This window comes from Paraburkholderia sp. GAS333 (genome assembly GCF_050435665.1).
Classification (GTDB): Bacteria; Pseudomonadota; Gammaproteobacteria; order Burkholderiales; family Burkholderiaceae; genus Paraburkholderia; species Paraburkholderia fungorum_A.
In genome coordinates this window covers 69,406-95,824 of sequence record NZ_JBNDKS010000010.1, presented here as the reverse complement: position 1 = coordinate 95,824, position 26,419 = coordinate 69,406, and the positions used below count along the sequence as shown (strand labels likewise).

Sequence of the window (26,419 nt, the reverse complement as noted above, 5' to 3'; positions counted from 1 at the left end):
CGAATAACGTGCCGCCCTGGCTTCGGGGCGGCACACGGGCCGTTCCGGCTCGTCTGTATTGTCGTTTTTGAACGGGCTGGCGCCTGCAATCTGTCGCTGAAGTTCGCGGGGGGTATCGGCTGGACACCCCGGCGTCTTACATCTTCTGCATCAGCTGCGCGGCGCCACGCCCGCTATTGGCATTAGCCGCGTTCGTTGTTGTTGTTCTGCCGCATCCGGTATTCGGCGCTGCGGGCGTGCGCCTGCAAGCCTTCACCGTAGGCAAGTTCGGCGGCGATCTCGCCGAGCGTCTGCGCGCCTTCCGCGCTGACTTCGATCACACTGGAGCGCTTGAAGAAATCATAGACACCCAGTGGCGACGAGAACCGTGCGGTACGCGACGTAGGCAGCACGTGATTCGGGCCTGCGCAATAGTCGCCGAGGCTCTCGCTGGTGTAGCGGCCAAGGAAAATCGCGCCGGCATGGCGAATCAGTTGACCCCACTGATGCGGTTCCAGCGCCGAGATTTCGAGGTGTTCCGGCGCGATTTCGTTGGCGATGGCGCAGGCTTCGGCCATGTCGCGCACCTTGATCAGCGCGCCCCGGTCTTCGAGCGACTGGCGGATCACGTCGCGGCGCGGCATGGTCGGCAGCAATTCGTTGATCGCGTCGTGGACGCGGGCGATGAATGCGTCGTCCGGACACAGCAGGATGGACTGCGCGAGTTCGTCGTGCTCGGCCTGCGAGAACAGGTCCATCGCGACCCAGCGCGGGTCGGTTGTGCCGTCGCACAGCACCAGAATTTCCGACGGTCCGGCGATCATGTCGATGCCGACCGTGCCGAACACGCGACGCTTCGCCGACGCGACATACGCGTTGCCGGGGCCGCAGATCTTGTCGACCGCCGGCACGGTTTCCGTGCCGTAGGCCAGCGCCGCCACCGCCTGCGCGCCGCCGATCGTGAACACGCGATCCACGCCGCCCAGCAGCGCAGCAGCGAGCACCAGCGGATTCTTCACGCCGTCCGGCGTAGGCACGACCATGACGATTTCACGCACGCCGGCCACCCGCGCCGGAATCGCGTTCATCAGCACCGACGACGGATACGCCGCCTTGCCGCCCGGCACGTAGATGCCCGCGCGATCCAGCGGCGTGACCTTCTGGCCCAGCACCGTGCCGTCGGCCTCGGTGTACTGCCAGCTATGGCTGCCGCACTCTATCTTCTGCTTCTCGTGATAACCGCGCACCCGCGCCGCCGCCGCTTCGAGCGCCGCGCGGCGCTTCGGCTCCAGGCTTTCGAGCGCCGCGTCCAGTTCCGACATCGGCAATTCGAGCGCGCCGACGCTCTTCGCGTCGAGCCGGTCGAAGCGGTTCGTGTATTCGAGCACCGCCGCGTCGCCGCGCGCCTTCACGTCGGTCAGAATCTGCGCGACCGAGCGCTCGATTGCTTCGTCTTCGCTCGCCTCGAACGCGAGCACCGCGTGCAGCGACTTGTGGAAGTCGGGAGCGGTGGAATCGAGTTTGCGAATCTTGATAGACATACGTTATCCGTTTCGGTAAGGCGCGCCTGATAGCGGGTGAAGGACAGCGTGACCACGACCGGACCACGCTCGCGCCATCACGCCATCACGCCGCTCAGCCGGCTTGCGACGCGCGTTCGAACGCGTCGAGAATCGGCCGCAATGCGGCGCGCTTGAGCTTCAGCGCCGCCTGGTTCACAACGAGGCGCGACGAAATCTGCATGATCTCCTCCACCTCGACAAGATTGTTGGCACGCAGGGTATTGCCGGAGCTGACCAGGTCGACGATCGCGTCGGCGAGGCCGACCAGCGGTGCCAGTTCCATCGAACCGTACAGCTTGATCAGGTCGACGTGAACGCCCTTGGCGGCAAAATGCTCACGTGCGGTTTCAACGTACTTGGTCGCCACGCGCAGGCGCGCGCCCTGGCGCACCGCGTTCGCGTAATCGAAACCCGCCGCGACCGCGACCGACATCCGGCAGCGCGCGATATCCAGGTCGACCGGCTGATACAAACCGCCGCCGCCATGTTCGAGCAGCACGTCCTTGCCTGCCACGCCGAAGTCGGCTGCGCCGTATTCGACGTAGGTCGGCACGTCGGTCGCTCGCACAATGATCACGCGCACGTTCGCGTCGGTAGTCGGCAGAATCAGCTTGCGCGAGGTTTCCGGATCTTCAGTCACTTCGATGCCGGCTGCGGCGAGCAGCGGCAACGTTTCTTCGAAGATACGCCCTTTCGACAACGCCAGCGTGAGCGGTGCGTTCACCGCCGGCGACGACGAAGTTTGCGGCATCGAACTCATGCCTGGCTCCCGGACACGCGACGCACTTTCGCGCCGATTGCGTTGAGCTTGGTTTCCATCCGGTCGTAGCCGCGATCCAGATGATAGATACGGTCGATCAGCGTCTCGCCTTCGGCACGCAACGCAGCGATCACGAGGCTTGCGGACGCGCGCAGATCGGTCGCCATCACCTTCGCGCCCGACAGCTTCTCGACGCCGTTCACGAGCGCGGTATTGCCGTCGATCGTGATGCTTGCGCCGAGGCGATTCAGTTCCTGCACGTGCATGAAGCGGTTTTCGAAGATCGTTTCGACGACCTGCGAGGTGCCGTCCGCGATCGTGTTCAGCGCCATGAACTGCGCCTGCATGTCGGTCGGGAACGCCGGGTACTCGGACGTGCGGAACGTCACGGCGGCCGGACGTTTGTCCATGCGCACGCGCATCCAGTCGTCGCCTTCGTCGATCGTGACGCCGGCTTCGCGCAGCTTTTCAGTCACGGCTTCGAGAATCAGCGGACGCACTTTGCGCAACGTGACGTCGCCACCGGCTGCGGCCACCGCGCACAGGAACGTTCCGGCTTCGATGCGATCAGGAATGACCGTGTGCTTCGCGCCGTGCAGCTTGTCGACGCCCTGAATCACGAGGCGATCCGTGCCGATGCCTTCGATCTTCGCGCCCATCGACACCAGCAGATGCGCCAGATCGCTGACTTCCGGCTCACGCGCCGCGTTCTCGATGACGGTCTCGCCTTCGGCGAGCACCGCCGCCATCAGCAGGTTCTCAGTGCCCGTCACGGTGATCATGTCGGTGACGATGCGCGCGCCCTTCAGACGCTTCGCGCGCGCTTCGATGAAGCCGTGCTCGATCGTGATCTCGGCACCCATCGCCTGAAGACCCTTGATGTGCTGATCCACCGGACGTGCGCCGATTGCGCAGCCGCCCGGCAGCGACACCCGCGCGTGACCGAAGCGCGCGACCAGCGGGCCGAGCACGAGGATCGACGCGCGCATGGTCTTGACCATCTCGTACGGCGCGACGACGTTGTCGACCTTCGACGCGTCCAGCGACACCCGCCCTTCGCCGCTCTCGATCCTCACGCCCATCTGGCCGAGCAGCTTGAGCATCGTGCGAACGTCCTGCAGATCGGGCACGTTCTCCAGATGCACCGGCTCCGCGGAGAGCAGCGCCGCGCACAGGATCGGCAACGCCGCGTTCTTCGCACCCGAGACGACGACTTCACCCGACAGCGGGTAGCCACCTTCAATGACGAGTTTATCCATGCCTGTCAGTTCCTGATCTGCCCGGCCATCAGCCTGGGCTGCGTTGACTTTTGTGTTCGACGCGCCGCTACCGGCGTCGCGTCCATCTTGAGTAATTCGCACTAAATTTCCAGATTACGCGTTCTGCCATTCGGCGGGCGTCAGCGTCTTCATGCTGAGCGCGTGGATTTCTTCGCGCATGCGGTCGCCGAGCGCCGCATACACGAGTTGATGGCGCTGGATCGGGCGCTTGCCTTCGAAGCTCGGCGACACGATGGTCGCGAAGAAATGCTGGCCATCGCCTTCAACCTGAAGATGCTCGCAAGCGAGTCCGGCGGCGATGTATTGCTTGACCTGTTCTGGAGTCGGCAACATGAGAGAAGCTCCTGATCAGTGGCGCAGTTTGTAGCCGGTCGCGAGCATGCGCATCGCGATCGCGGCCAGCACCACAAAGAAACCGGCGACGATCGCAAGGCTCACGAGCGGATTGATATCCGACATCCCGAAGAAACCGTAGCGAAAGCCGTCGATCATGTAGAAAAAAGGATTGAGCCGCGACACTTCGCGCCAGACCGGCGGCAGCGTGTGCGTGGAATAGAACACGCCCGACAGGAACGTGAGCGGCATGATCAGAAAGTTCTGGAACGCGGCCAGCTGGTCGAACTTCTCGGCCCAGATACCGGCGATGAGGCCGAGCGTGCCAAGAATCGCCGCGCCGAAAATCGCGAACAGAATGATGTAAAGCGGCGCGGTGAAGCTGACCGGAATGAACCAGATCGTCACGATGAACACGCCGAAACCGACCGCGAGCCCGCGCGCGACCGCGGCGAGCACGTAAGCGGCGAACATCTCGTAGTGCGACAGCGGCGGCAGCAGCACGAACACGAGGTTGCCGGTGATCTTCGACTGGATCAGCGACGACGAACTATTAGCGAACGCGTTCTGCAACACGCTCATCATCACGAGACCGGGGATCAGGAAGCTCGTGTATTCGACACCCGGATACACCTGCACATGGCCGCGCAACGCATGGCCGAAGATGGTCAGATACAGCAGCGCGGTGATGACCGGCGCGAGCACGGTCTGGAACGCCACCTTCCAGAACCGCAGCAGTTCCTTGTAAAACAGCGTACGAAAACCGCTCATGCAAGCCCCTCGATCACTTCCGGACCGTTCATCACCTGAACGAACACATCTTCGAGGTCGGCCTTGCGGACCTCGATTTCTTCGAACGTACAGCCCGCTGCGCGGCACTGCGCGAGAATCGTCTCGACCTCGTCATAGCTCGACAGACGCAGCAGATGCTGACGGCCATTGCCGTTACCCGCGCCGCTTTCCACTTCGAGCGGACGCAACTCGGCGGGCAGCACGCCCTGCGCGAAACGCACGAACAGTTGCATACCGGCAAAGCGCTGCAACAGCGCGCTGGTGCGTTCGAGCGCGACCACCTCGCCGCGCCGCAGCATCGCAATGCGATCGCACAGCGACTCGGCTTCTTCCAGATAGTGCGTGGTCAGCACAATCGTGTGACCTTCGCGATTCAGGCGCGAGATGAATTTCCACAACGTTTGACGCAACTCGACGTCGACGCCCGCGGTCGGCTCGTCGAGCACGATCACCGGCGGACGATGCACCAGCGCCTGCGCGACCAGCACGCGGCGCTTCATGCCGCCCGACAGCGCGCGCATGTTGGCGTCGGCTTTGTCGGTGAGGTCGAGATTGGCCATGATCTCGTCGATCCACGCGTCGTTGTTGCGCAGCCCGTAGTAGCCGGACTGAATGCGCAACGTCTCGCGGACGGTGAAGAACGGATCGAATACGAGCTCCTGCGGCACCACGCCGAGCGAGCGGCGCGCGTCGCGGAAGTCGGTCACCACGTCGTGGCCACGGACCGCGATGCTGCCTTCATCGGCGCGCGCGAGACCGGCGAGGATGCTGATGAGCGTCGTCTTACCCGCGCCGTTCGGACCGAGCAGTCCGAAGAACTCGCCTTCTTCGACCGTGAGGCTGACGCCCTTGAGCGCCTGCAAGTCCTTGTAGCGCTTCTTGACGTTACGAATTTCTATGGCTGACATGACTATGGGCCGCGTGGGACGCGGCGCCTAAAGGAGCCCTGAGGGGGCGCAAAAATGCTGGGAGAGACGAAATTGGGGCCGGTTAGATGCCCCAAAAAACGTTTGATTATAGGGCAAAAATCAGTGGCCCCGCCCCGCTTGGGGGATTGGGGATGACGCTAGTGAAGCGTCAATGTCGGGACGATGACAGAAGCGTATCGACGCCGTAGGCTTGCGCGAGACTGGCGAGACCAGCCGGCAGATTCACAATCTCAAACTTGATACCGCGTGCCTGGGCAGCGCGTTCCCACGCGAGCAGAACCGCCAGCGCGGACGAATCGAATTGCGCGAGCGGCGCGCAATCCACGCCGTTCGCGCCTGCCGCGATACGTTGCAAACCCGCCGCGAGCGCGGCTTTCGCGCTCTCGTGGGTGAGCGTCGCGCCGCTTTCGAAGCGGTTCGCGACGGGGCTCAGCACTTCGCTCACGACTGCTTGCCTGCGGCGAGTTGCTGGTTACGCTGCGTCAGGAACGCGATCAGTCCGTCCACGCCCTTCTGCTGGATCTGTTCGTTGAACTGTTGCTGATACGCCTGAATCAGCCATGCGCCGAGCACGTTGATGTCATACACGCGCCAGCCTTGCGGCGTCTTGTACAGACGGTAGTCGAGTTCGATCGGCGAGCCGTTGTTCATCACGACCGAGCGCACCACCGTGTCGGTGTCATCCGGATTCATGCGGAACGGCTTGTACTGGATCTGCTGGTCGCGCACCTGAGCGAGCGCGCCCGAGTAAGTGCGGATCAGCAGCATCTTGAACTGTTCGACGACCTGGTCCTGCTGCGCCGGCGTGGCGCTGCGCCAGTTACGGCCCATCGCCAGTTGCGTGGTGCGGCGGAAATCGGTGTACGGCAGGATCTTTTCGTTGACGAGTTTGGTGATGTGCGAGATGTCGCCCTGCTGGATCGACTTATCGCTGCGAACCGCGTCGATCACCTGCTGGGTGACGGTCTTGATCATGCCATCGGGCGAATTGCTGTCGACAGTTTGTGCCGATGCACCTGCACTGACGAACGAGAACAACGCAGCAAACAGCGGAATCAGGAAAAATTTTTTCATATCGAGCCTTGCCTTAAAAATAGTGCAACCGTTTGAGCCGACCTTACCACGCGAGTTCGACAGCAATCCATGCGCAAACTGCGAGAGTCGTATCGATCTGTTACGGCTGCACGTTTAGCGCAATTTGAATGACGGAAAGTTGAAACGCTGCGGCGGAACCAACTGGCCGGCCGGAATCTGCGTCGTTTCGGGGCCGCCGTTCAGGTCGAGCGGCGGCGTTTCCGCGCTGCCGGACGCGGCTTCCGGAGCCTGCGCATTGCTGCCGGTTTCAGGCGCGCCAGTCACCGCGCCCGATGCCGGAGCCGGCTTTGCTGCAGCACCCGCCGTGCCCGCCGCCGCAGCGGCCGGTGCGCCGGCTGCGCCGCCGTCGACGTCGTCGTACTTGGGCAGAGGCGCTTCGTCGTCGTAGTTCGGCAGCGCCTGCGATTGCGGGTTCCGGCTGCCGTTGGACAGCAGATACTGGCGACGCTGCAGGTACGCATTACGCACGAACGAATATTTGTCGAGCGCCGCGCCTTCCAGCACGTCGCTCGCGTTCAGCAGATTCGCGCGCGTATTGACGATATTCACGCCGTACAGTGCCCAGCTCAGCCCGTCCGGATGGATGTAGCTCAGCGGATTCACATAGTAATTGCCGATCGAACCCACGGCATCGCGGACGGTACTCGGCCCGAATAGCGGCAGCACCAGGTAAGGACCCGCCGGCACGCCGTAGTGACCGAGCGTCAGGCCGAGGTCGTTGTCGTGCTTGGGCAGCTTGGCCAGCGTCGCCACGTCGAACAGACCGCCAACACCGAACACCGTGTTGATCACGATCCGCATGATGTCTTCGACACCGTCGGTGATCTTCAACTGCAGCAGGTTGTTCGCCGCGATGTAGACGTCGCCGATGTTCGAGAAGAAGTTCGTCACGCTGTCGCGCACCGGCTGCGGCGTGAGCCACACGTAGCCTTTGGCGACCGGCTTCAGCGCGTACTGGTCGACCTTGTCGTTGACCGTGAAAATGGTGCGGTTAAGGCCTTCTAACGGATCACCCTTGGTCGGCGTCTGCACTGTCGTGCAGCCGGCAAGCAGCGCCGCGGCTATCGCCACTTTGCCCAGCCGAAAGGCGCGCGCGCCCCCGATACGTGTGGTCAGCATTCTTATTCTCCTTATTGGCCGGCGGCGCCGGAAGCAGGCAGACCCGGCGCCGGAGCCGGAGCGGCCGACGCGGGCGCCGACGCACCAGGTTTCGATGCACCCGAATCCGCGGCCTTGCTATACAGAAACTGTCCAATCAGATTTTCCAGCACGATGGCCGATTGCGTCATCGAGATCGTGTCGCCCGCTTTAAGCATTTCGGTGTCGCCACCGGGTTCGAGCCCAATGTATTGCTCGCCGAGCAGACCCGACGTCAGGATCTTCGCGGACGTGTCCTTCGGAAACTGATATTGCTTGTCGAGATCGATCGTGACAACGGCCTGGTACGCATTGCTGTCGAAGCCGATCGACGCGACCCGGCCGACCGTCACGCCCGCACTCTTCACAGGCGCGCGCGCCTTGAGTCCGCCGATATTGTCGAACTTGAGTTTGACCGGATACGTTGCCTGGAAAGACAACGAGCTCATGTTGCCGGCCTTCAGCGCGAGAAACAGCAACGCCACGAAACCCAGCACCACGAACAGGCCGACCCAGAAGTCGAGAGCAGTCTTTTTCATCGTCATCCCAAAGTGAATCCGCCACGCCGTCGACGCTTCCCGCCGGGCGGCCCGCTATCGGACCCCGGACGAAAACGTGCAGCGCAGTCTTAGCTGAACATCAATGCAGTCAGCAGAAAATCGAGCCCGAGCACCGCGAGCGACGCGTACACGACGGTTTTCGTCGTGGCACGCGACACGCCTTCCGGTGTCGGCTTGGCTTCGTAGCCTTGAAACAGCGCAACGAACGTCACCGCGAGGCCGAACACCACGCTCTTGATGACCCCCGCGCCCACGTCGCGCCACACGTCGACGCCGCCTTGCATTTGCGACCAGAACGCGCCTGAATCCACGCCGATCAGCAGCACGCCCACCACATAGCCGCCGAACACGCCGACCGCGCTGAAGATCGCGGCGAGGATCGGCATCGAGATAATGCCCGCCCACAGGCGCGGCGCGACCACGACCTTGACGGGGTCGACGGCCATCATTTCCATTGCCGTGAGTTGCTCGCCTGCCTTCATCAAGCCGATTTCCGCCGTCAGCGACGTGCCCGCGCGGCCGGCGAACAGCAAGGCGGTCACCACCGGCCCGAGTTCGCGCACCAGCGACAGCGCGACCAGCAGCCCCAGCGCCTGCTCGGAGCCATAGCGGTTCAGCGTGTAATAGCCTTGCAAGCCGAGCACGAAACCGACGAACAGCCCCGACACGGCAATGATCACCAGCGAATAATTACCTACGAAGTGGATCTGCTTCGTGACAAGACGCGGACGGCGCAGCAACGGGAAAAATTCGAGCAGCAGCCGCAGGAAAAACCGCGTGGCGTAGCCGGCCGTGCCCAGCCCGCCGATCACCGAGCGACCGATCGCACTGATCATGACTGACCTCCGCCGATGCCGAAGTCCGCCGCCAGCGGCGTCTTGCTCGGGTAATGGAATTTGAACGGGCCGTCGGGCGCGCCGTCGATGAATTGCCGCACCGTCGGATCGGTCGACGCGCGCAGTTCGGCGGGCGTGCCTTCAGCGTGAACGCCGCCGTTGGCGAGAAAGTAGACGTAGTCGGCGATCGCGAACGATTCCGGCACGTCGTGCGTAACCAGGAGCGACGTTGCGCCAAGTGCCTGATTCAGCGCACGAATCAGGTTCGCGGTAATGCCGAGCGAGATGGGATCGAGACCGGCGAACGGCTCGTCGTACATCATCAGCTCGGGATCGAGCGCGATGGCGCGCGCCAGTGCGACACGCCGCGCCATGCCGCCCGAAATCTCCGACGGCAGCAGATCGCGCGCGCCACGCAGACCGACCGCGTTGAGCTTCATCAACACGAGGTCGCGCAGCAGATCTTCGGGCAGGTCGGTGTGTTCGCGCAATGCGAAGGCGACGTTTTCGAACACCGACATATCGGTGAACAGCGCGCCGAACTGGAACAGCATGCCCATCTTGCGGCGCAACGCGTACAGGCCGTCACGCGTTTGCCGGCCGATGTCCTGGCCCTGAAACAGGATCTGGCCACGCTGCGCGCGCACCAGACCGCCGATCAGGCGCAGCACCGTGGTCTTGCCGCACCCCGAGCCGCCCATGACCGCGACGACCTGGCCGCGCCTGAAGCGCAGATTCAGGTTCGACAGGACGAGCCGGTCGGCGTAACCGAAGTCGACGTCGCGCAGCTCGAGTAAGGTCTCGGGGGAGGAAGACACGAAACTGACAGTCCTTTTACACGGAAGGCCGAATTATAGGGCCATCATGCAAATGCTGCCGTGAAGGGCCCTGTCCCTTGACGAAGTCTGACGATTATTGCGTAAACCCTTGTTGCAGTGCAGAAACGGCAGCCGCCGGATCGGACGCTTCGGTCACGGCCCGCACCACCGCCGCGCAACCGACGCCAGTGGCCAGCACTTGCGGCAAAACCTCCAGATCGATCCCGCCGATTGCCACCAGCGGCACCACGCCGTCCAGCAGGCGCACGTAACGGGCGAGGCGCTTGAGGCCTTGTGGCGCCGTCGGCATGACCTTTGTCGTCGTCGGGAAGACTGCGCCCAGCGCGATGTAGCTCGGCCGGAAGTGCAGCGCCTTCAGGATTTCGTAGAAACCGTGCGTCGACAGACCCAGCCGGATGCCGGCCTCGGCCAGCGCCGACAGGTCTGCGGTATGCACATCTTCCTGACCAAGATGGACGCCGTAAGCGCCCGCCTCGAGCGCCGCCCGCCAGTGATCGTTGATGAAAACCTGCGCGTCGTGCGCGCGGCCGGCGGCCACGCTACGAGCGATTTCGTGCTTCAGTTCGTCGGCGGGTTCGGCCGCTTTGTGGCGCAACTGAACCGTCTTCACGCCGAAACCGACCACCCGCTCGACCCACTCGGCGGTCGGCAGCACCGGATAGAGACCGAGCCGGTCCGGGCAGCGCGGAAACGCCTTCGCCGGTGCAGCCGGCAAGCCGGTAAGACGCGGAAAGCGTGTGATATCGGTCGGGAATGCATCGTCTGCGCGGGTTTCGTCGCCGTCGCGCCAGGCGAGTGCCAGGACCAGCGCGTCATGCGGATCGAAACCGCAATCCAGAAACGCAGCCAGCGCGGCAATCCAGTCTTCCGCCAGATGGCCTTTGAGACGATACGTTTCACCGCCCAGATGCAGCGCGGCCTTGCCTTGCGCGGCTTCGATCACGCCCGCGCCCTGCACCTGCCAGCGCGCCACCTGCTCGCCGTGCTGCTGGGCGTCGGCGATCACGATCAGGTCGCCGCCGTTCGGCGCGTCCGGCGCGCTCAGGCAGATGCGCCACGGCGCGTGCGTCGGCGGCCAGTCGCCGAGACGGGCGCGGATGCGCTCGGCGGCTTCGGTGAGTTCGTCGGCTGGCGGCCAGAACAAATCGCGGTCTTTCAATGCCAGTGTTTGCGTCATGCGGCGCTCCCGTCTTGGTGCCAGAACGGCATGCCGACCACCGGCGTGCTCGCGTGCGCGCTTTCGCGCTCGGCCATCGGCCCCGCCAGATAAGCCTGGCGGCCCGCTTCGACACCCAGTGCAAAGGCGCGCGCCATCGCATCGGGGTGCGTGGCCTGTGACACGGCCGTGTTCAGCAACACGCCGTCGAAGCCCCATTCCATCACCTGAGCCGCGTGCGACGGCACGCCGAGCCCGGCGTCGACGATCAGCGGCACGTCGGGCAGACGCTCGCGCAGCACGCGCAAGCCGTACGGATTGATCACACCCTTGCCGGTGCCGATCGGCGCGCCCCACGGCATCAGCGCTTCACAGCCGGCGTCCAGCAGACGGCGGCCGATCACCAGGTCTTCGGTGCAATACGGCAGCACCTTGAAGCCGTCCTTGACCAGTTGCGCAGCCGCTTCGATCAGGCCGACCGGGTCAGGCTGCAGCGTGTAGTCGTCGCCGATCAGTTCGAGCTTGATCCAGTCGGTTTCGAAGATTTCACGCGCCATGTGCGCGGTCGTCACCGCTTCGCCGACCGTCAGGCAGCCCGCCGTGTTCGGCAGCAGCGGCACGCCGTGGCGCTTGAGCAGGTCGAAGAAACCGGCTTCGGCGCCGCCCTCGTTCATCTGACGGCGCAACGCGACGGTCACCATGCCGGGGCGCGCGGCGTCGATCGAATCGGATAGCGACTGCAGCGACGGATACCGCGACGTGCCCAGCAGCACGCGGCTTGCGAAGGTCTGACCGTAGAGCGTGAGCGCGTCGGCGGTTGAAGCCGTTGCAGCAGTTTGGGGGGAAGTCATTTGCATAGTCTTTGTCTCCGGCAAGGCGTGGCGGGCTTAGCCACCGGCCACGGGTTGCACGACATCGAGCCGGTCGCCCGGTTGCAGCGCGCGCGCGGCATGCTGGGTGCGCGCGACGAAATCGCCGTTCAGCGCGACCGCGAACGGCGGACGCGCGCCGAACGCGGCGAGCGCATCGGCGACAGTCGCGCCTTCGGGCAACGACAACGGCTTCTGATTGATATGAATGTCCATGGTGTTCGAATACGGTTCAAGCAGGTTCTATCGATGACGGAAGCGGCACAGTGCATCGCGCAAAACGCCTATGACGCGCAACGCTCATGCCGGCTCCCGCGCGGAATCCAGTTGGAAAAGCTCGCTCCAGCGCGCGGCGTGGCGCCAGTCGGCGAACGCGTCGGCATCGCCCACACGGCCGTCGAGCAGCGCTGAAGCGAAACGGACGGCTTCGTCGGCGACCTCGGGCACGATCATGTAGCCGTGCCGGTACAGGCCGTTCACGCGCAGCGTCTGCGCGCCGTCCCACAGCAGCGCCGGACGGTGATCCGGCAACGTCGGGCGGCACTGCGAATTCAGTTCGAGGATGCGAGCCTCGCCGAAACCGGGATGCACCGAAAACGCCGCGCTCAGCAATTCGAGCGCCGAGCGCACGCTGACCGGCGACATGTCCTCGCCTTCGACTTCGGTCGCACCGATCACGTACAGATCGTTCTCTTTCGGCGCGATATACAGCGGATAACGCGGATGCAGCAGCCGCACCGGCCGCGTCAGCTTGATGCCGGGAGCGTGCACACGCGCAACTTCGCCGCGAATTCCGCGCAAAGTGGGCAGCGCGGGCTTCGCGCCGAGCCCCCGGCAGTCGATCGTGATGCGCGCGGGCGGCAGCGCGGCATCGTCGACCGGCGTGTTCCAGTGAGTGTCGACGCCGCGTTGCGCGAGCCCCGCGGCCAGCGCGGCGAGCACCTGACGGTTATCCAGTTGACCTTCGCGCGGCAGCAGCCAGCCCTGATTGAAGCGGCCTGCCAGAGCGGGCTCCGCTGCCCCGACTTGTGCACCCGCCAGCGTCACGAAACCGCCGTCGAGCAACTCGGCTGGCGCATTCGAACGCACCCGGCGTTCGAACAGAGGCGCTTCGGTGCGATCCGCGTGATGCCAGACCACCAGCGTGCCGTTGCGCTGGAAGAACACGGGTTCGGGCAATTCCGCGAGCACTTGCGGCCAGGTGTCGAGCGAACTGGCGCCCAGCCGCGTAATCAGCAACTCCGCGCTGGCGGCTTCGGCGAGCGGCGCGAGCATCGCGGCTGCCACCCACGCTGCGGCCTGAGTGCCGGCGGCGTCGCCACGCTCATACAGCGCCACGCGATGCCCCTGCCCTGCCAGACGCCACGCGACCAGCCGTCCGCTAAGACCGCCGCCGAGCACGGCGAAATCGGGTGTTGGGGAGGTGGGACGGTTCATCGTGCGCGCTCCGTCCGGTTGCCGAAGGCAACGCTGAAGCACGGCGCGTCAGCAGCGACGCGGCGAAGAGCAAAACACATATCTGAAGAATTGGCGGTCATCGAGTCCTTTCCGTACGGCAAAAATCGCACGTACCCAGGACGAAACCGGCGGGTAAAGCCGGCCGGACAACACGCGCGCACTGAATGTACGGACGCCGCCCGGCGGGGAATGGAAGATTGGTAGCTTCCGGAAACTTCCCGCGCCGGTATTACCCGGATCGGGTGCAAAGGGTCTCTCTCAGCCTCGCCGCCACGGCGTGAAAACCACGCCGCCAAGGGGCGAAGCACCCCTGTTTCGTCGAAGGTCATTAGACCATAAAACGCGCGCAGCCCGCAAACCAGCGGGCTGTCGCGCCGGCCGGAATTGATCCGGCACGCTATTTCTTTACGCGGATGCGAGCGGGCGCAACGCTCTGGCACAATGCACGGACGCATGTCGTCGAAGCGCGGCGCGAACGGCCTGTCGAGCCGCTTACGCCACGACGGCATGAGGTGAAGCCCTTAAGCGAAAATTAATTTTCGCTTAAGGGCTTCGCGCCAGAATCGGACGCTCACCCGGACCGCGTTCGTCGAGCACGACGCCCGGGCATGTACCGAGAATCCGCCGCAGAGCGGCCCCGAGGGTGGGCCAGCCTGCAAGGGAAACCCGGCACCGAGCCAACCCATCCGGGTCTGCCCAAGCGGGCCGCTCCGAACGGGCCAGCACTTCATCAGGACGCTCATGACACCGACCACCTCTGCCAGCCCCGCGCTGCCGCCAGACGAAAAAGTCTCCGCCTGGAGCCTGATCAAACCCTACTGGGTCTCCGAGGAAAAAAAAGTTGCCTGGGGCCTGCTCATCACGATCGTAGTGATGAACCTGCTTATCGTGTGGATCAATGTGCGCCTGAACCGCTGGAGCGCCGACTTCTACAACGCGCTGCAAAGCAAGAACGTGCACGATTTTCCGCACCTGCTGATGGTGTTTTCGCTGCTCGCGTTCGCCTTCATCATTCTCGCGGTGTACCGCGGTTATCTGCGTCAGATGCTCGGATTCCGCTGGCGTCAGTGGCTCACCACCCGGTACCTGAACGAGTGGCTGAAAGACAGCGCCTTCTACCGGATCGAACGCGACCGTCTCGCCGACAACCCCGACCAGCGGATCAGCGACGACCTGCAATCGCTCGCCACCAGCACGCTGTCGCTAACCCTCGACCTGCTGTCCACCGTTGTCACGCTGGTGTCGTTCATCACGATCCTCTGGTCGCTGGCCGGCGCGCTGAGCATCTCGCTCGGCGGCATGCCGCTGCAGATTCCCGGCTACATGGTGTGGGCCGCGGCGCTGTACGCGGTGATCGGTTCGGTCGTCATCCAGAAGGTGGGCCATCCGCTCGTGCCGATCAACTACCAGGCGCAGAAAGTCGAGGCGGACTTCCGTTTCGGCCTGATCCGGCTGCGCGAGAACGCCGAACAGATCGCCTTCTACAACGGCATGGAAGTCGAGAAGAAGAACGCGCACTCGCTGTTCGGCCGCATCCGCGACAACTGGTGGCAGGTGATGAAGTACACCAAGCGGCTCACTTTCGTATCCGCCTTCTACGGCCAGATCGCCATCATCTTCCCGATCGTGGTCGCCGCGCCCCGCTACTTCGCCGGCGCGTTCTCGTTCGGCGTGCTGATGCAGATTTCGAGTGCGTTCGGCACCGTCAGCGATTCGTTCTCGTGGTTCATCAACAGTTACGGCAGCCTCGTCGAATGGCGCGCTACGGTGAACCGGCTGCGCGAATTCAAGCGCGTCGTGCATGCGCCGCGTCTGAAGGAGTCGGTGTCGCCGGCTACCGAACATGGCGGCATCAACCTGCATTTCGTTGATGAAGACCGCCTCTCCACCGAAGGCCTCAAGCTCGCGCTGCCGAACGGCAGCCCGCTGTCGCGCATCCGCGATATCGCGATCGAGCCGGGTTCGCGCTGGCTGGTGCGGGGTCCGTCGGGTGCGGGCAAGAGCACGCTGATGCGCGCGCTCGCCGGCTTGTGGCCGTTTGGCGACGGCGCGATCGACGCACCGGTCAACGCGCGCATGATGTTCATTCCGCAGGTCAGTTATATGCCGATCGGCACGCTGAAAGCGGCGCTCGCCTACCCCTCGGCCGCCGACACCTATACCGACGACGAATGCCGCGAGGCGCTCGTCATCTGCCATCTGTCGGAATACGCGGATCGCCTGCAGGAATCGGGGCACTGGACGCGGATTCTGTCGCCGGGTGAGCAACAGCGTCTGGCCGGTGCGCGCGTGCTGCTGCACAAGCCCGACTACCTGTTCCTCGACGAAGCGACCAGCGCGCTCGACGCGGAAAACGAGGCGCGTCTTTATCGCCTGTTCACCGAGCGCTTGCCGAAGGCGGCGATTGTCAGCGTCGCGCATCGCGAATCGCTGGCTGCGTTCCACGAAGAAACGCTCGATGTCGAGCGTGCCGGCGAACCTGTCGCGGCATGAGCGACGCCGGCCGCGATGCGGGCGACGTGATTAGCCCAAAGGCTGATCGCGTCGTGCTGATCACCGGCGCCGGTTCCGGTATCGGCGCGACGCTTGCGCGTCGTATCGCGGGGCCGCGTCAATCGTTGATGTTGCACTCGCGCGGCGCCGACGATGCCGCCCGCGAACGTCTCGCGCAGGTGGCCGCCGAATGCAGCGCGAGCGGCGCAATCTGCGCGACAGTATTCGGCGATCTCGCCGAACGTGGCGCCGCGGAACATGTGATCGACCAGACGTTGGCGACATTCGGCGCGCTCGATCAACTGGTCGCCAACGCGGGACATGCTCAACGTCAGGCGCTCAATGCGCTCGATCCCGACTCATTCAGCAGCGCTTTTGCTGCGATGCCGGCCGCGTTCGCGGCGCTCGTCAAACGCGCAATGCCCGCGCTGGAAACGTCAAAGCGCGGCCGCGTGATCGCGCTGAGTTCTTTCGTCGCGCATCGTTATCGCGCGGACGCACCGTTTGCCGCGACGGCGGCGGCAAAAGCAGCGCTTGAATCGCTGGCTAAAACGGCTGCGGCTGAACTGGCGCCGTACGGCGTCACCGTTAATTGCGTGGCGCCCGGTTATACCCGCAAGGATCGCGGCCCAAGTGCCGATAACGCATCGGTATGGCAACGCGCCGCCGAAGCAACGCCGCTCGGCCATGTCGCTGAACCTGCCGATGTTGCCGCGCTGATCGCGTTTCTTCTGTCGGACGAAGCGCGTCATATCACCGGCCAGGTGATTCATATCGACGGCGGTCTCACGCTCGGCTGAGCGAACATGGAAGCGCGGCTTCGGCTTCCGAAATCACCCAGCCGACGCAGCAAAACATCATCACAAAATCCGCCTAAGCACCTCTGCCCGGCAACATCAAGAAACATCCAGAAATACCCGACAACAACTCGAAAGCATTTGCGAAGCGGGCGGGCTGTTCCGCCCTTTGAAAATGCCGCCTGGCGGCGACGATAGTCGTGCGGGCCGTACCACGTGCGGTCCGCATGTCATTCACTGCTACAGGACTCTCCGCACATGTCATCCGATCGCCGCTCCTCTGCTTTGATCCAGCGCCTTGCGCTGGCTTTCGGCTCCGCCCTGCTGCTCACCTGTGCCGCGCAGGCAGCGCAAGCCGCTCAATCGGCCGAGCCCGCCGACGTTTGCCCCGCGCTCAAACACATCGTCGACGCCACCGATTTCAAGCAGTTGCAATCGCAACCTGACGCGCGCCTGCCGGGCGTCGCAAACGGCGACGACTGCAACTCCAGCAAGCATTCCTACGATTGCCACTGGCGCGCGCACTGGCAGGCCGACGGCGTGATCAACGATCCGCTCGAGGAAATCGGCGCCGATATCGCCGCGTGCTTCCCGAATGTCGTGCACGACGTCAACACGCCGACGCGTCAGCATTTCATCGTGAAGACGGACGACCGCCGGGTCAGCGTCACCGCAAGCGTTCAGGGACAAAACGAATTGCGCCTGCGCGTGGTTCGCTAATTTCACGCTGAGTTCGCGTTCAGTTCGCGCCGACCTGGCGCTGACTTTAAGCAAAACCCGTCGCTGAAAACGGCGCTAATCCGTCGCGAACACGGCGCCGAAAACGCAGTCCTGAACGCTGCAAACGCTGTCGTCCGCTGCGATCCCGCTTCCTTTGACCGCCACCAGGCAACGCCTCATGACCTTCATGCCGAGCATCCACGCTTACGCTTTCACGCGAGTCCCACGGACTGCATGGGTCATGTTGCGGCGGCCCTGCGCGTGGCTGGCCGTCGCCGGCACGCTCGCGTTCGGGCTGAACGGTTGCGCATGGACGCTGATCTCGGCCGCCGACGCAACCGGTTCGGTGATTCAGGCGGGTTACGCGATCGCCGCCAACTATTCGTCGCCGACGTTCGTCAACGGCCAGCCGGCCGATCTGCATCATGTGTGCATCGAGGTGAACCCGGCGGTGTCGGTCGGCGATTTCGTGCCGTCGCTGCAAATGGCGCTCGGCCATCGTGGAATTCGTTCGGATGTCTACAATCCGGGCACCTCACCCGCTGGTTGCGAGGCCCGTCTCGTCTACAACGCCGCGATCGACTACGGCCGCCGCTCGTTCAGCGATGAATCGATCCAGTATCTGTCGATCATCGACCTGACGTTGATCCAGGACGGCCGTATTCTCGTCACCGCACGCTATCAAACGGGCGGCCTCAACACCGACCGCTTCTCGTCGGCATCGACCAAACTCACCGGTCTGATCGACCGGATGGTGGTCGACAAAAAGGCATTCACGCCGGTCCCCCCGCAAACCATTCAGACGTCGCAGGCCAATTAAGTTCGCAGTTTGCTTGCTTTGTCTTACGCGGGAAAGGATTCGAAAGCGTCATGCGCTTTGCTCCGCGCGTGAGGATCACTAAGATGGCCTGAATGAACCAATCCATCCTGGTCGTCGACGACGACCCCGTCGTACGAGAGCTCGTCAGCGAATATCTGCAGGGACGCGGCTTTAAAGTCACCACGCTCGAACACGGCGTGGCGCTTCAGCGCGCGTTGCAGGAAGAGCGTCCCGCGCTGATCGTGCTCGATATCATGATGCCGGAACTCGACGGCATCAGTGCGCTGCGCGCATTGCGCGTCGCGGGCGACGATATTCCCGTGATTCTATTGACGGCGCGTGCCGACCCGATCGACCGCGTGATCGGTCTCGAACTCGGTGCCGACGATTATCTCGGCAAACCCTTCGAACCGAGTGAACTGGTCGCGCGCATCCGCACGGTGCTGCGCCGTCGCGGCACGATTGCGCCGAGCGCGCCTGAACAGCGTGCGCCCTACCGTTTCGGGCATTTCGAAGTGAATTTCCCGGCGCGCGAACTGCGCCGCGACGGCGAACGCATTTCGCTGCGTTCCAGCGAATTCGCAATGCTCAAGGTGTTCGTCACGCACGCGATGACCGTGCTCACGCGCGCGCAGTTGCTGGAGAAATTGCACGGCAACAGCGAGGCGCATCGCAATCGCAGCCTTGATGTGTCGATCTGGCGATTGCGCCGGCTAATCGAGGTAGACCCGTCCGAACCGCGTTACGTGCAGACCGTGTGGGGACGCGGCTACGTGTTCGTGCCGGACGGCGAGATCGGTGCGGCTGAGCGGAGTGGCACGCTGGCCTGAAGCACCGTCTTCACGGCATGCGGCGCGTGAATTCACCTGTATCAACACACCATTCGACGTGGGCGTTGCTTCATAGACCGAAGCAACGCCCATTTTCTCTTGAGCGTCAGAAAGTCAGCACGCTCATGAACATTCTTTGCAGCCAGCCCATCGTGGTGGAATCGGACACCATCCCCACGCCGGCCTGCTCGATGCGCGCGTTCGCGACCTTGCTCGACTCGACGTAATTGCCCGATTCGATGTCCTTCGGATTGACGATGCCCGAGAGCCGCAAGCGATCGCGGTTGCCGCTTTGCGAAATCACTTTCTCTCCCGACACCACCAGGTTGCCGGTCGGCATCGTGCCGATCACGGTGACGGCGAGCGTGCCGGTCATCGCGCTGGTATCGGTAATGTTGCCCTGCCCGGCGTAAGTCGTGGACGCCGAGCCGATATTGAACAGCCTCGCGAGTCGCGCGGCCGCGTTGGTCGATTGATCGGCGGCGGTGGCGGTAATGCTGCTCGAACGGCTCGCCGCAGCCGTCGCGCTGTTGTTGCCGTTATATGACTCCGACAGCACGATCGTCAGCACGTCGCCGATATGTTGCGCGCGTGGCGTTTCATACATCAGCAACGTCTGTCCGGCCTGATAGATCGCGCCTTGTGTGTTGATGTTCAACGGCGTGGACGCGAGCGGCGGCGCCATCGGCGTTTCGACGATGGAATCCGAATGGCTCGCGCAGGCCGCCAGCCAGAACGTGGCGCCGAGCGCGACAGTAAGACGTAGCGCAGTCATGCATGCTCCTTGGCCCGATGGGCCGGGTTCGTACGGACACGGTTCATCAACATCAACCGGCCTCGGCGCCGCTTGCCTGCCATTGCCGCACGACCGACTTCACCCAGGTATCGGAGCCTTTCAGCAGATAGGTGAGCGTGCCGTTGCGGCTGCCCGGCAGGAAGCACAACGTGATCGAACTCACCGCGTTTTCCCAGATATAGGTCGGCAACACGCCCATTGACGCGTTCTGCGTCGCGAGACGTGGCGGCCCATATCGACCTGCGAGTGCATTGCGCAGATCTTCGGCGGTGATCTCGTCGATTAAAAAAGAAATCTCGTACAGACGCAGCGCGCTTTGCCCGTCGATCCGCGCAAAACGCAGCACGTGTTCCAGCGCGGGCGCGCCGTCGACCACGGCCTGCGAGGCAGTCCAATGGTCGTCCGTGCGATGCGCCCAGCGGCACGCGACGGTCAGGCTGTCATGCGATTTCAGCCGCATGCCGAGCGCGCCCGCCTGCACGTCCGTCTCGCAGACGGGCACGCTGTCCGGTGGCGTCGCCCGCACCTTCGAGCCGGCGCGGAAATCGTCCAGCGTGATGCCAAGCGGGACGCCGCGAAAATCGAAGGGCGCATCTCTCGACACCGCACTCGCCGCCTTCGCCTGACGCGCGACGGGTTGCGCCTGCACGGCCATCGGGATGAGGCCGCCAAGCAGCGCCAGGGCACAGGCAGTCCGTTTGAGAGTCATGATCAGTCGATCGCCGACGCACATGCGTTGAACGGCGTCGCCGCCGCATGGCCCACGACCGGGATGATGTCCGCCGCGGCCGCAGTCAGCCGGCACGGCAGCGCAACGACGCCGCAGCCGCCGAGCGGCAGCAGCGTCGCGCCGAGCGTCAACCACGCAACGACACGTATCAGGCGTTCAGATGTTCTCGAGGTCGACACAAGGGCCTCTTGGGATCAGGCAGTCGTATTGACGTTATGACCGACGAGCCCGGTGGGCAGCGACGGAGTCGCGGTAGCCTTGGGCGTCGTGGCAACCGGATTGCTCGGCGCGGCAGGCTTTGCCGCCGGCTTTGGGGTCAACCCAGGAAGAGCGGTTGAAGTGAGAGTGTTGCTAATAGTCATGAGAACCTCGCATGGCGCTGGATTGTGATTCACGCCGCATGCTGTCGGCCCAGCGCATCAGGCGGAGAGAGCTTCGGCGTACGACGCAATGAACTGCACGACGAATCATCTCTCTGCCTGTTCGCGAGTAATGCACGAAGAAAAGCGCGCTTTCCGGCAGTTCTTACGACCCATTGCGAGGAATTGCTTCGGGTTCCCAATTCACCCAAAATATTTCATCGGACAAATTCAGGCGCTCCGGGACGGATGCGCGCGAGCTTCCGCGAGGGTCCGTCCGGATTCGTTGAAATATGCTGTGAGCCTTGAACGGCGGGCCTTACACGCGGGTTGGCGTGATTGGCGCGAGGGATCGTAAGTGTTGGTAAGAAAACTGGGAAGCGCGTGTCACGCGGACCAGCTTAAAATTTCGGCATGAATCCACAGGTCCTTATCGTCGACGACGATCCGGTCGTACGCGATCTGCTATGCAAGTTTCTGCAATCGAACGGCTTCGACGCGTCCGTGCTGCACGACGGCACTCATCTCCAGCGCCGGCTCGAGCGTGAACGGCCGTCGGTCGTCGTGCTCGACATCATGATGCCCAACACCGACGGCCTGCGCGCGCTCACCGCGCTGCGCGCCGCCGGCGACGACATCCCGGTGATTTTCGTGACCGCGCGCGGCACGGTGGCCGATCGCATTGTCGGGCTCTCGCTCGGTGCGGACGACTATCTGACCAAGCCGTTCGATCCGCGCGAACTGCTCGCGCGCATCCACACGGTGTTGCGCCGCCGGGGGCCGTCCACGACCAGCGCGCCGGAAGCCCGCAAACGCTACAAGTTCGGCCCGTTCGAACTCGACTTCGCGACCCGCTCGCTCACGCGCGACGACACCAAGCTGCCGTTGCGCGACAGTGAGTTCGCGCTCCTGAAGATCTTCGTCAACAATCCGTACAAGGTGTTGTCGCGCGTGCTGATTCACGATCTCGTGCATCGCGACAATCTCGCGTTCCGCGACCGCAGCCTCGACGTGCCGATCTGGCGCCTGCGCCGCGTGATCGAAGACGATCCGTCCAACCCCTGCTACGTGCAAACGGTGCGCGGCAAAGGCTACGTCTTCGTACCCGACGCCGACGGCACGCCTTTCGCCGACGAGGCCCCGCCCAGCGCATGAAAAACCCGCTGAACACGCTGTTCGGCAGAATGGCGTTGCTGTCGGCGGCGGTGTTGTTTGCGATTCAGGCCGGCTGGTTCGTGCTGGTGATCATGCAGCCGCCGCGCCATGAAATCGACGGCTTTGCGCGTGGCCTTCTGCTGGTGCTGCAGGCCATCAACGGCGAGCCGGTGAAGGGCGCCGCCCTCGCGCCCGCCATGCGCGTGCATCTCGTGCCCACCTGGAACATGCCGGCGAGCGTGCATCTGCGCACGCCGACGGAACGTCCGCTGGTCGAACTGAGCCGGCAACTACGCGACAACCTGCCGATCGGTACGCAAATCGCCGTCGACGACGTGCGGCCGCCCCACATCTGGGTACTGTTCCCGGGCAAGTCGAATTGGGTGGTCGTGCCGGTCGACGTGCCGCCGCGCCCGCGCTTTCTTGTCGAAGGCGCGTCGATGCTGCTTGCCGCGCTGATCCTGTCGCTGTTCGCGGTCTGGCAAATGCAACGGCCGCTATCACGTGTCGCCGACGCGGCTCGTGCGTTCGGTTCTGGTGGCCGTCCTGAACCGGTGACTGTGCAGGGTCCGCGAGAGTTGCGTGATCTGATCGGTTCGTTCAACGACATGATGCGTCGCCTGAACGAAGCCGGCGACGACCAGGCCGTGATGCTCGCGGGCGTCGCGCACGATCTGAAAGCGCCGCTCACGCGGCTCAAACTGCGCGCGAGCGTGCTGGTGGCGGAGAACGAGCGCGCGGGTCTGATTCGCGATGTCGACTCGCTGACCAACATCGTCCAGCAGTTTCTCGAATTCGCCGGTCAGTCCGCCGATGCCGGGCCGCCTGTCGAAGTCGACGAGTTCCTGCGCGAACAGTTTTCGTCCGGCGATGCGGCCAGCGATTCATTCGGCGACAGCAGCGACGCCCCGCTATTCACACTCGATCTGCGCGCGGGCTCCGCGTTCGCACTGCCGCGCACGCTGCTCGACCGCCTCGTCACGAATCTCGTCGACAACGCGCTCGAACACGGCGCGCCGCCGGTGGATATCAGCACGTCGCGAAACGACCGGCATTGGGTAATCAGCGTGCGCGATCGCGGCCCGGGCATTCCCGACGACCGCATCGCGGCGGCGATGAAGCCGTTCGTCCGGCTCGACGCGGCGCGCGGAGGCGAAGGTCATTGCGGGCTCGGTCTCGCGATCGTCGCGCGGTTGGCGCACGATCGCGGCGGACGTTGTCACGTGCTCAATCATCCGCAAGGCGGTCTGGACGTGCGGATCGAATTGCCCGTGGCGCTACCGCTGGCATGCTGAAGAAACGAAGGGAATGGAGAGGGAAAGAGGCCACTTACGCAGCCTTACGGTGTGGCCTTTGACGAGTGGCGTGGCCTTATAGTCAGCACCGGCAACCTCGATGCCGCCCTTCTCAGTCCGCCCAGTTTTTTTGGGCGGACATTTTTTTGTCCGGGCTTTGTCTACTTTGTTCGGACTTCACGCGCCGCCGCGTTTCATTGCGCTCGACGCCGCGCGAGATTCACCGCCTCGCGGCCAATCACACCACTCAACGCACGAGCCGACTGCGCAGCGTATCGATCGTCGTCTGAGACATGCCGAGGCCCTGCGTCAGATAGTTCGCCATCGTGCCGTAGCTCGCCTGCACCTGGTCGAACCCGGCCTGCAGATAACTCTCCTGAACGTTCAGCAACGGCGCCTCGACCGTCGCAATCGCGTCGCCATCCTGCGCGCGCAGCGTGGCGGTCTGCGTCTGGATCGACTGCGCCAGATAAACATTGCTCAGCAGATAGTCCTGCATGATGACGTCGAGCGGAACGTTGGCAATACTCAGCAGCACTGCCGCGACCCAGCCGGTGCGATCCTTGCCCGCGCTCGAATGGAACAGTTGCGCGCCCGCGCCGTCGGCCAGACGCGTCAGCAGCGCGCCAAATGCGGCACGCTGCGCGCCGCCGAACACGTACGAACGCGCCTGCATTTCCATGAACGAGGTGGCGGCATCGGATGTCGCGAAGGTCGGCTCGACGAAGTCGCTGGTGCCGAGCACGTTGTACGTCTGTGAAGTCGCGCCGTCCGGCAGGACATCGGCGGTTCGCGCGATTTCACCCGGCGTGCGCAGATCGTAGACCGACGCGATACCGAGTTTGTCGACGGTTGCCTGGTCGGCGCTGCTGAAGGTCAGCACGTTCGCGCGAAAGAAAGCGCCACGGCGCATCTGCTTGCCGTCGACGGTCAGATAGCCGACCGAAGCCCCGGCGAGATCGCGAAAGTTACTCACCGACGCGAGGCGCGGCGTTTCCGGCTGATCGGTTTCGAGATTGCCGCCGCCGCACGCGGACAGCATCGAACTGCCCAGCCCTGAGAAGAGCAAGGCACTGGCGGAACCTTTGAGGAAGCTCCGGCGCGCTGGAGAAATGTGGCTCAGCGCGCCCGGACCTGTCCGCAGGCTCGTGCTCGCGGCACGGTGGGACAGCGAGCAGGTTTTCGCGGTTGCGGGCATTAGGCGTGGCTGGCGCGGACGTGAGGGATCGGAATTGCAGCTTCGGGGCTGAGCGCGCAGTTTAACGGTGCTTACGCCGTTTTACGTTACATGGTAGTAGTTGGTAAGAAAACGTATGGAAGGCTTCCGCGAGCCTGCGGCGGGTTTGCTGGTGCGGATGCACTGCCGGTCGGCGGTCGAAGCGGTTTCAACGGTGTTTCCTTTCCCTTAGCGGCTATTACCTTGTCGTTACCGCGTGAGCCGCGTGATAACGCCGCCGGCCATTTTTGACCTGGCGTGCCTTACAACGCCGCATCCCCGTAAAATACAAACGCCCTTCAATCACGCCCCCGGCACGCAAAAAGACCTGGAGACCACAACAAAACATGCCCTCTCTCCAATGGTTCACCGAGCTGAGTCCGCGCGAGCGGCGCACGCTTTACGCCGGGTTCGGCGGCTACGCAGTCGACGCTTTCGACTTCATGATCTACTCGTTCCTCATTCCGACGCTGATCGCGACGTGGGGCATGACCAAAAGCGAAGCCGGCATGATCGCCACCAGTTCGCTGATCTCATCGGCAATCGGTGGCTGGCTCGCGGGCATTCTTGCCGACCGCTACGGCCGCATCCGCGTGCTTCAGTGGACCATCGCCACCTTCGCGATCTTCACTTTTCTGTCGGGCTTCACCCATTCGTTCTGGCAACTGCTGGCCACGCGCACGCTGCAAGGCATCGGCTTTGGCGGTGAGTGGTCGGTCGTGACGATCATGATGGCCGAGACGATCCGCTCGCCGCAGCATCGCGCGAAAGCGGTGGGCACCGTGCAGAGCAGCTGGTCGTTCGGCTGGGCGGCGGCGGCGATCGTCTACTGGGCGTCGTTCGCGTTGCTGCCGGAACAGTACGCGTGGCGCGCGTGCTTCTGGGTCGGCCTGCTGCCCGCCGCGTGGATCATCTACATTCGCCGTAACGTGAGCGACCCGGAAATCTTTCTCGAAACGCGCCGCGCGCGCGAGAACGGTTTCGACACGTCGCACTTCCTGCAGATCTTCTCGGGCGTTCACCTCAAAACCACGCTGCTCGGCAGCGCGCTGTGCACCGGCATGCTCGGCGGTTATTACGCGATCACCACGTGGCTGCCGACCTACCTCAAAACTGTGCGCCATCTGTCGGTGTTCAACACCAGCGGCTATCTGATCGTGCTGATCGTCGGCTCGTTCACCGGCTATATCGTCGGCGCGATTCTGTGCGACACGATCGGCCGGCGCGCGTCGTTCGTGCTGTTCGCGATCGGCTCGTTCGTGCTCGGCATGGTCTACACGATGCTGCCCATCACCGACGGCATGATGCTCGCGCTCGGCTTCCCGCTCGGCATCGTCGTGCAGGGAATTTTCGCGGGCGTGGGCGCGTATCTGTCGGAGTTGTATCCGAACGCGATACGCGGCTCCGGACAAGGCTTCTGCTACAACCTCGGGCGCGGACTCGGCTCCTTCTTTCCGATTCTGGTCGGTACACTGTCGCAAACCATGACGCTCGTTAAAGCAATGGGCATTGTGGCCGGCGCGGGTTATCTGCTCGTGATCGTTGCCGCACTGTGTCTGCCGGAAACGAAGGGCAAAGTCCTCGGTGCGACTGGCTCGGTCGCCTGAATTCGCAGCAGCACTC

General features: G+C 63.8%; 28 protein-coding genes and 1 riboswitch. Of the genes, 8 read left to right on the top strand and 20 right to left on the bottom strand.

Annotation, left to right across the window (positions count from 1 at the left end):
- Positions 1 to 182: 182 nt before the first annotated feature.
- From hisD to ABH945_RS32950, 16 genes are all read right to left on the bottom strand, one after another.
- Positions 183 to 1,520 carry a histidinol dehydrogenase gene (hisD, locus tag ABH945_RS33025; protein WP_429253428.1) on the bottom strand — a complete coding sequence of 446 codons (1,338 nt, stop codon included), beginning with the start codon at positions 1,518 to 1,520 and terminating at the stop codon, positions 183 to 185.
- A gap of 94 nt (positions 1,521 to 1,614) precedes the next feature.
- A complete protein-coding gene (gene hisG / locus ABH945_RS33020; RefSeq protein ID WP_429253427.1) occupies positions 1,615 to 2,301 on the bottom strand; it encodes an ATP phosphoribosyltransferase in 687 nt (228 codons plus the stop codon).
- Positions 2,298 to 3,560 carry a UDP-N-acetylglucosamine 1-carboxyvinyltransferase gene (gene murA, locus ABH945_RS33015; protein ID WP_429253426.1) on the bottom strand — a complete coding sequence of 421 codons (1,263 nt, stop codon included), beginning with the start codon at positions 3,558 to 3,560 and terminating at the stop codon, positions 2,298 to 2,300. The genes hisG and murA overlap by 4 nt, the downstream gene beginning before the upstream one ends.
- 114 nt (positions 3,561 to 3,674) lie before the next feature.
- Complete coding sequence (locus tag ABH945_RS33010) at positions 3,675 to 3,914, bottom strand: BolA family protein (RefSeq protein WP_074766058.1); 240 nt, start codon at positions 3,912 to 3,914, stop codon at positions 3,675 to 3,677.
- A 15-nt stretch (positions 3,915 to 3,929) separates the two neighbouring features.
- Positions 3,930 to 4,685: an ABC transporter permease gene (locus ABH945_RS33005; protein WP_074766060.1), complete on the bottom strand. Its 756-nt coding sequence runs from the start codon at positions 4,683 to 4,685 to the stop codon at positions 3,930 to 3,932.
- Complete coding sequence (locus ABH945_RS33000) at positions 4,682 to 5,614, bottom strand: ABC transporter ATP-binding protein (RefSeq protein ID WP_429253425.1); 933 nt, start codon at positions 5,612 to 5,614, stop codon at positions 4,682 to 4,684. Before ABH945_RS33000 ends, ABH945_RS33005 begins: the two co-directional genes overlap by 4 nt.
- Before the next feature lie 169 nt (positions 5,615 to 5,783).
- Entirely contained in the window at positions 5,784 to 6,080 is a 297-nt protein-coding gene (locus ABH945_RS32995; RefSeq protein WP_074766064.1) for an STAS domain-containing protein, read from the bottom strand.
- Positions 6,077 to 6,709 (bottom strand): MlaC/ttg2D family ABC transporter substrate-binding protein, encoded by a 633-nt coding sequence (locus ABH945_RS32990; protein WP_429253424.1) that lies wholly within the window; start codon positions 6,707 to 6,709, stop codon positions 6,077 to 6,079. Before ABH945_RS32990 ends, ABH945_RS32995 begins: the two co-directional genes overlap by 4 nt.
- A 114-nt stretch (positions 6,710 to 6,823) precedes the next feature.
- On the bottom strand, positions 6,824 to 7,849 hold the full coding sequence (locus tag ABH945_RS32985; protein ID WP_429253423.1) for an MlaA family lipoprotein: 1,026 nt from the start codon (positions 7,847 to 7,849) through the stop codon (positions 6,824 to 6,826).
- Positions 7,850 to 7,860: 11 nt separating this feature from the next.
- A complete protein-coding gene (gene mlaD, locus ABH945_RS32980) occupies positions 7,861 to 8,406 on the bottom strand; it encodes an outer membrane lipid asymmetry maintenance protein MlaD (protein ID WP_429253422.1) in 546 nt (181 codons plus the stop codon).
- Positions 8,407 to 8,495: 89 nt separating this feature from the next.
- Positions 8,496 to 9,263 (bottom strand): lipid asymmetry maintenance ABC transporter permease subunit MlaE, encoded by a 768-nt coding sequence (gene mlaE, locus ABH945_RS32975; RefSeq protein WP_074766070.1) that lies wholly within the window; start codon positions 9,261 to 9,263, stop codon positions 8,496 to 8,498.
- On the bottom strand, positions 9,260 to 10,081 hold the full coding sequence (locus ABH945_RS32970) for an ABC transporter ATP-binding protein (protein ID WP_429253421.1): 822 nt from the start codon (positions 10,079 to 10,081) through the stop codon (positions 9,260 to 9,262). The genes mlaE and ABH945_RS32970 overlap by 4 nt, the downstream gene beginning before the upstream one ends.
- 94 nt (positions 10,082 to 10,175) lie before the next feature.
- Entirely contained in the window at positions 10,176 to 11,279 is a 1,104-nt protein-coding gene (gene thiE / locus ABH945_RS32965) for a thiamine phosphate synthase (RefSeq protein ID WP_429253420.1), read from the bottom strand.
- Entirely contained in the window at positions 11,276 to 12,115 is an 840-nt protein-coding gene (locus ABH945_RS32960; protein ID WP_143026269.1) for a thiazole synthase, read from the bottom strand. The genes thiE and ABH945_RS32960 overlap by 4 nt, the downstream gene beginning before the upstream one ends.
- A 30-nt stretch (positions 12,116 to 12,145) precedes the next feature.
- A complete protein-coding gene (gene thiS, locus ABH945_RS32955) occupies positions 12,146 to 12,343 on the bottom strand; it encodes a sulfur carrier protein ThiS (RefSeq protein WP_074766076.1) in 198 nt (65 codons plus the stop codon).
- 84 nt (positions 12,344 to 12,427) lie between these two features.
- Positions 12,428 to 13,564: an FAD-dependent oxidoreductase gene (locus ABH945_RS32950; RefSeq protein WP_074766078.1), complete on the bottom strand. Its 1,137-nt coding sequence runs from the start codon at positions 13,562 to 13,564 to the stop codon at positions 12,428 to 12,430.
- 219 nt (positions 13,565 to 13,783) lie between these two features.
- Positions 13,784 to 13,907: riboswitch (TPP riboswitch) on the bottom strand.
- 419 nt (positions 13,908 to 14,326) lie between these two features.
- Between ABH945_RS32950 and ABH945_RS32945 the strand changes: the two genes are divergently transcribed.
- The 5 genes from ABH945_RS32945 (at position 14,327) to ABH945_RS32925 (ending at position 19,245) form a co-directional block, all read left to right on the top strand.
- Positions 14,327 to 16,078, top strand: coding sequence for an ABC transporter ATP-binding protein/permease (locus tag ABH945_RS32945; RefSeq protein WP_074766080.1), 1,752 nt, complete (start codon positions 14,327 to 14,329; stop codon positions 16,076 to 16,078).
- Positions 16,075 to 16,878 carry an SDR family NAD(P)-dependent oxidoreductase gene (locus ABH945_RS32940; RefSeq protein ID WP_429253419.1) on the top strand — a complete coding sequence of 268 codons (804 nt, stop codon included), beginning with the start codon at positions 16,075 to 16,077 and terminating at the stop codon, positions 16,876 to 16,878. Before ABH945_RS32945 ends, ABH945_RS32940 begins: the two co-directional genes overlap by 4 nt.
- 255 nt (positions 16,879 to 17,133) lie before the next feature.
- Complete coding sequence (locus tag ABH945_RS32935) at positions 17,134 to 17,595, top strand: hypothetical protein (protein WP_074766084.1); 462 nt, start codon at positions 17,134 to 17,136, stop codon at positions 17,593 to 17,595.
- Positions 17,596 to 17,782: 187 nt separating this feature from the next.
- The gene (locus ABH945_RS32930) at positions 17,783 to 18,415 is read left to right on the top strand and encodes a hypothetical protein (protein ID WP_429253461.1); all 633 of its coding nucleotides are present in this window, start codon (positions 17,783 to 17,785) and stop codon (positions 18,413 to 18,415) included.
- A 92-nt stretch (positions 18,416 to 18,507) separates the two neighbouring features.
- Positions 18,508 to 19,245, top strand: a complete 738-nt coding sequence (locus ABH945_RS32925; protein ID WP_074766088.1) for a response regulator — start codon at positions 18,508 to 18,510, stop codon at positions 19,243 to 19,245.
- A 106-nt stretch (positions 19,246 to 19,351) separates the two neighbouring features.
- Here the strand turns inward: ABH945_RS32925 and ABH945_RS32920 are convergent, their stop codons facing one another.
- From ABH945_RS32920 to ABH945_RS32910, 3 genes are read right to left on the bottom strand one after another with little or no spacing between them, the layout of a single operon-like run.
- Positions 19,352 to 20,020, bottom strand: a complete 669-nt coding sequence (locus ABH945_RS32920) for a flagellar basal body L-ring protein FlgH (protein ID WP_074766089.1) — start codon at positions 20,018 to 20,020, stop codon at positions 19,352 to 19,354.
- A 52-nt stretch (positions 20,021 to 20,072) separates the two neighbouring features.
- Positions 20,073 to 20,750, bottom strand: a complete 678-nt coding sequence (locus tag ABH945_RS32915) for a hypothetical protein (RefSeq protein WP_429253418.1) — start codon at positions 20,748 to 20,750, stop codon at positions 20,073 to 20,075.
- A gap of 2 nt (positions 20,751 to 20,752) precedes the next feature.
- Positions 20,753 to 20,950, bottom strand: a complete 198-nt coding sequence (locus ABH945_RS32910) for a DUF6726 family protein (protein ID WP_074766093.1) — start codon at positions 20,948 to 20,950, stop codon at positions 20,753 to 20,755.
- Positions 20,951 to 21,544: 594 nt separating this feature from the next.
- Between ABH945_RS32910 and ABH945_RS32905 the strand changes: the two genes are divergently transcribed.
- Together ABH945_RS32905 and ABH945_RS32900 are read left to right on the top strand one after the other, a co-directional pair.
- Positions 21,545 to 22,285 carry a response regulator gene (locus ABH945_RS32905; protein ID WP_074766095.1) on the top strand — a complete coding sequence of 247 codons (741 nt, stop codon included), beginning with the start codon at positions 21,545 to 21,547 and terminating at the stop codon, positions 22,283 to 22,285.
- Positions 22,282 to 23,580, top strand: a complete 1,299-nt coding sequence (locus ABH945_RS32900; RefSeq protein WP_429253417.1) for an ATP-binding protein — start codon at positions 22,282 to 22,284, stop codon at positions 23,578 to 23,580. The genes ABH945_RS32905 and ABH945_RS32900 overlap by 4 nt, the downstream gene beginning before the upstream one ends.
- Positions 23,581 to 23,827: 247 nt before the next feature.
- Here ABH945_RS32900 and ABH945_RS32895 read toward each other — a convergent pair whose 3' ends face one another.
- On the bottom strand, positions 23,828 to 24,778 hold the full coding sequence (locus ABH945_RS32895) for a tyrosine-protein phosphatase (protein ID WP_074766099.1): 951 nt from the start codon (positions 24,776 to 24,778) through the stop codon (positions 23,828 to 23,830).
- 365 nt (positions 24,779 to 25,143) lie between these two features.
- On the opposite strand from ABH945_RS32895, the gene ABH945_RS32890 reads away from it, so the two are divergent.
- Positions 25,144 to 26,403 carry an MFS transporter gene (locus ABH945_RS32890; protein WP_074766101.1) on the top strand — a complete coding sequence of 420 codons (1,260 nt, stop codon included), beginning with the start codon at positions 25,144 to 25,146 and terminating at the stop codon, positions 26,401 to 26,403.
- Positions 26,404 to 26,419 lie beyond the last annotated feature (16 nt).

Bases quoted from the DNA above. Each gene is read 5' to 3' on its own strand.
- murA (WP_429253426.1), bottom strand. From the start codon at position 3,560: ATGGATAAACTCGTCATTGAAGGTGGCTACCCGCTGTCGGGTGAAGTC.
- ABH945_RS32900 (WP_429253417.1), top strand. From the start codon at position 22,282: ATGAAAAACCCGCTGAACACGCTGTTCGGCAGAATGGCGTTGCTGTCG.
- mlaE (WP_074766070.1), bottom strand. From the start codon at position 9,263: ATGATCAGTGCGATCGGTCGCTCGGTGATCGGCGGGCTGGGCACGGCC.
- hisG (WP_429253427.1), bottom strand. From the start codon at position 2,301: ATGAGTTCGATGCCGCAAACTTCGTCGTCGCCGGCGGTGAACGCACCG.
- ABH945_RS33010 (WP_074766058.1), bottom strand. From the start codon at position 3,914: ATGTTGCCGACTCCAGAACAGGTCAAGCAATACATCGCCGCCGGACTC.
- ABH945_RS32960 (WP_143026269.1), bottom strand. From the start codon at position 12,115: ATGCAAATGACTTCCCCCCAAACTGCTGCAACGGCTTCAACCGCCGAC.
- ABH945_RS33005 (WP_074766060.1), bottom strand. From the start codon at position 4,685: ATGAGCGGTTTTCGTACGCTGTTTTACAAGGAACTGCTGCGGTTCTGG.
- ABH945_RS32985 (WP_429253423.1), bottom strand. From the start codon at position 7,849: ATGCTGACCACACGTATCGGGGGCGCGCGCGCCTTTCGGCTGGGCAAA.
- ABH945_RS32935 (WP_074766084.1), top strand. From the start codon at position 17,134: ATGTCATCCGATCGCCGCTCCTCTGCTTTGATCCAGCGCCTTGCGCTG.
- ABH945_RS32930 (WP_429253461.1), top strand. From the start codon at position 17,783: ATGCCGAGCATCCACGCTTACGCTTTCACGCGAGTCCCACGGACTGCA.
- ABH945_RS32945 (WP_074766080.1), top strand. From the start codon at position 14,327: ATGACACCGACCACCTCTGCCAGCCCCGCGCTGCCGCCAGACGAAAAA.
- ABH945_RS32990 (WP_429253424.1), bottom strand. From the start codon at position 6,709: ATGAAAAAATTTTTCCTGATTCCGCTGTTTGCTGCGTTGTTCTCGTTC.
- ABH945_RS32905 (WP_074766095.1), top strand. From the start codon at position 21,545: ATGAATCCACAGGTCCTTATCGTCGACGACGATCCGGTCGTACGCGAT.
- ABH945_RS32890 (WP_074766101.1), top strand. From the start codon at position 25,144: ATGCCCTCTCTCCAATGGTTCACCGAGCTGAGTCCGCGCGAGCGGCGC.
- ABH945_RS32940 (WP_429253419.1), top strand. From the start codon at position 16,075: ATGAGCGACGCCGGCCGCGATGCGGGCGACGTGATTAGCCCAAAGGCT.
- thiS (WP_074766076.1), bottom strand. From the start codon at position 12,343: ATGGACATTCATATCAATCAGAAGCCGTTGTCGTTGCCCGAAGGCGCG.
- ABH945_RS32950 (WP_074766078.1), bottom strand. From the start codon at position 13,564: ATGAACCGTCCCACCTCCCCAACACCCGATTTCGCCGTGCTCGGCGGC.
- ABH945_RS32925 (WP_074766088.1), top strand. From the start codon at position 18,508: ATGAACCAATCCATCCTGGTCGTCGACGACGACCCCGTCGTACGAGAG.
- ABH945_RS33000 (WP_429253425.1), bottom strand. From the start codon at position 5,614: ATGTCAGCCATAGAAATTCGTAACGTCAAGAAGCGCTACAAGGACTTG.
- ABH945_RS32920 (WP_074766089.1), bottom strand. From the start codon at position 20,020: ATGACTGCGCTACGTCTTACTGTCGCGCTCGGCGCCACGTTCTGGCTG.
- ABH945_RS32895 (WP_074766099.1), bottom strand. From the start codon at position 24,778: ATGCCCGCAACCGCGAAAACCTGCTCGCTGTCCCACCGTGCCGCGAGC.
- thiE (WP_429253420.1), bottom strand. From the start codon at position 11,279: ATGACGCAAACACTGGCATTGAAAGACCGCGATTTGTTCTGGCCGCCA.
- ABH945_RS32915 (WP_429253418.1), bottom strand. From the start codon at position 20,750: ATGACTCTCAAACGGACTGCCTGTGCCCTGGCGCTGCTTGGCGGCCTC.
- mlaD (WP_429253422.1), bottom strand. From the start codon at position 8,406: ATGAAAAAGACTGCTCTCGACTTCTGGGTCGGCCTGTTCGTGGTGCTG.
- hisD (WP_429253428.1), bottom strand. From the start codon at position 1,520: ATGTCTATCAAGATTCGCAAACTCGATTCCACCGCTCCCGACTTCCAC.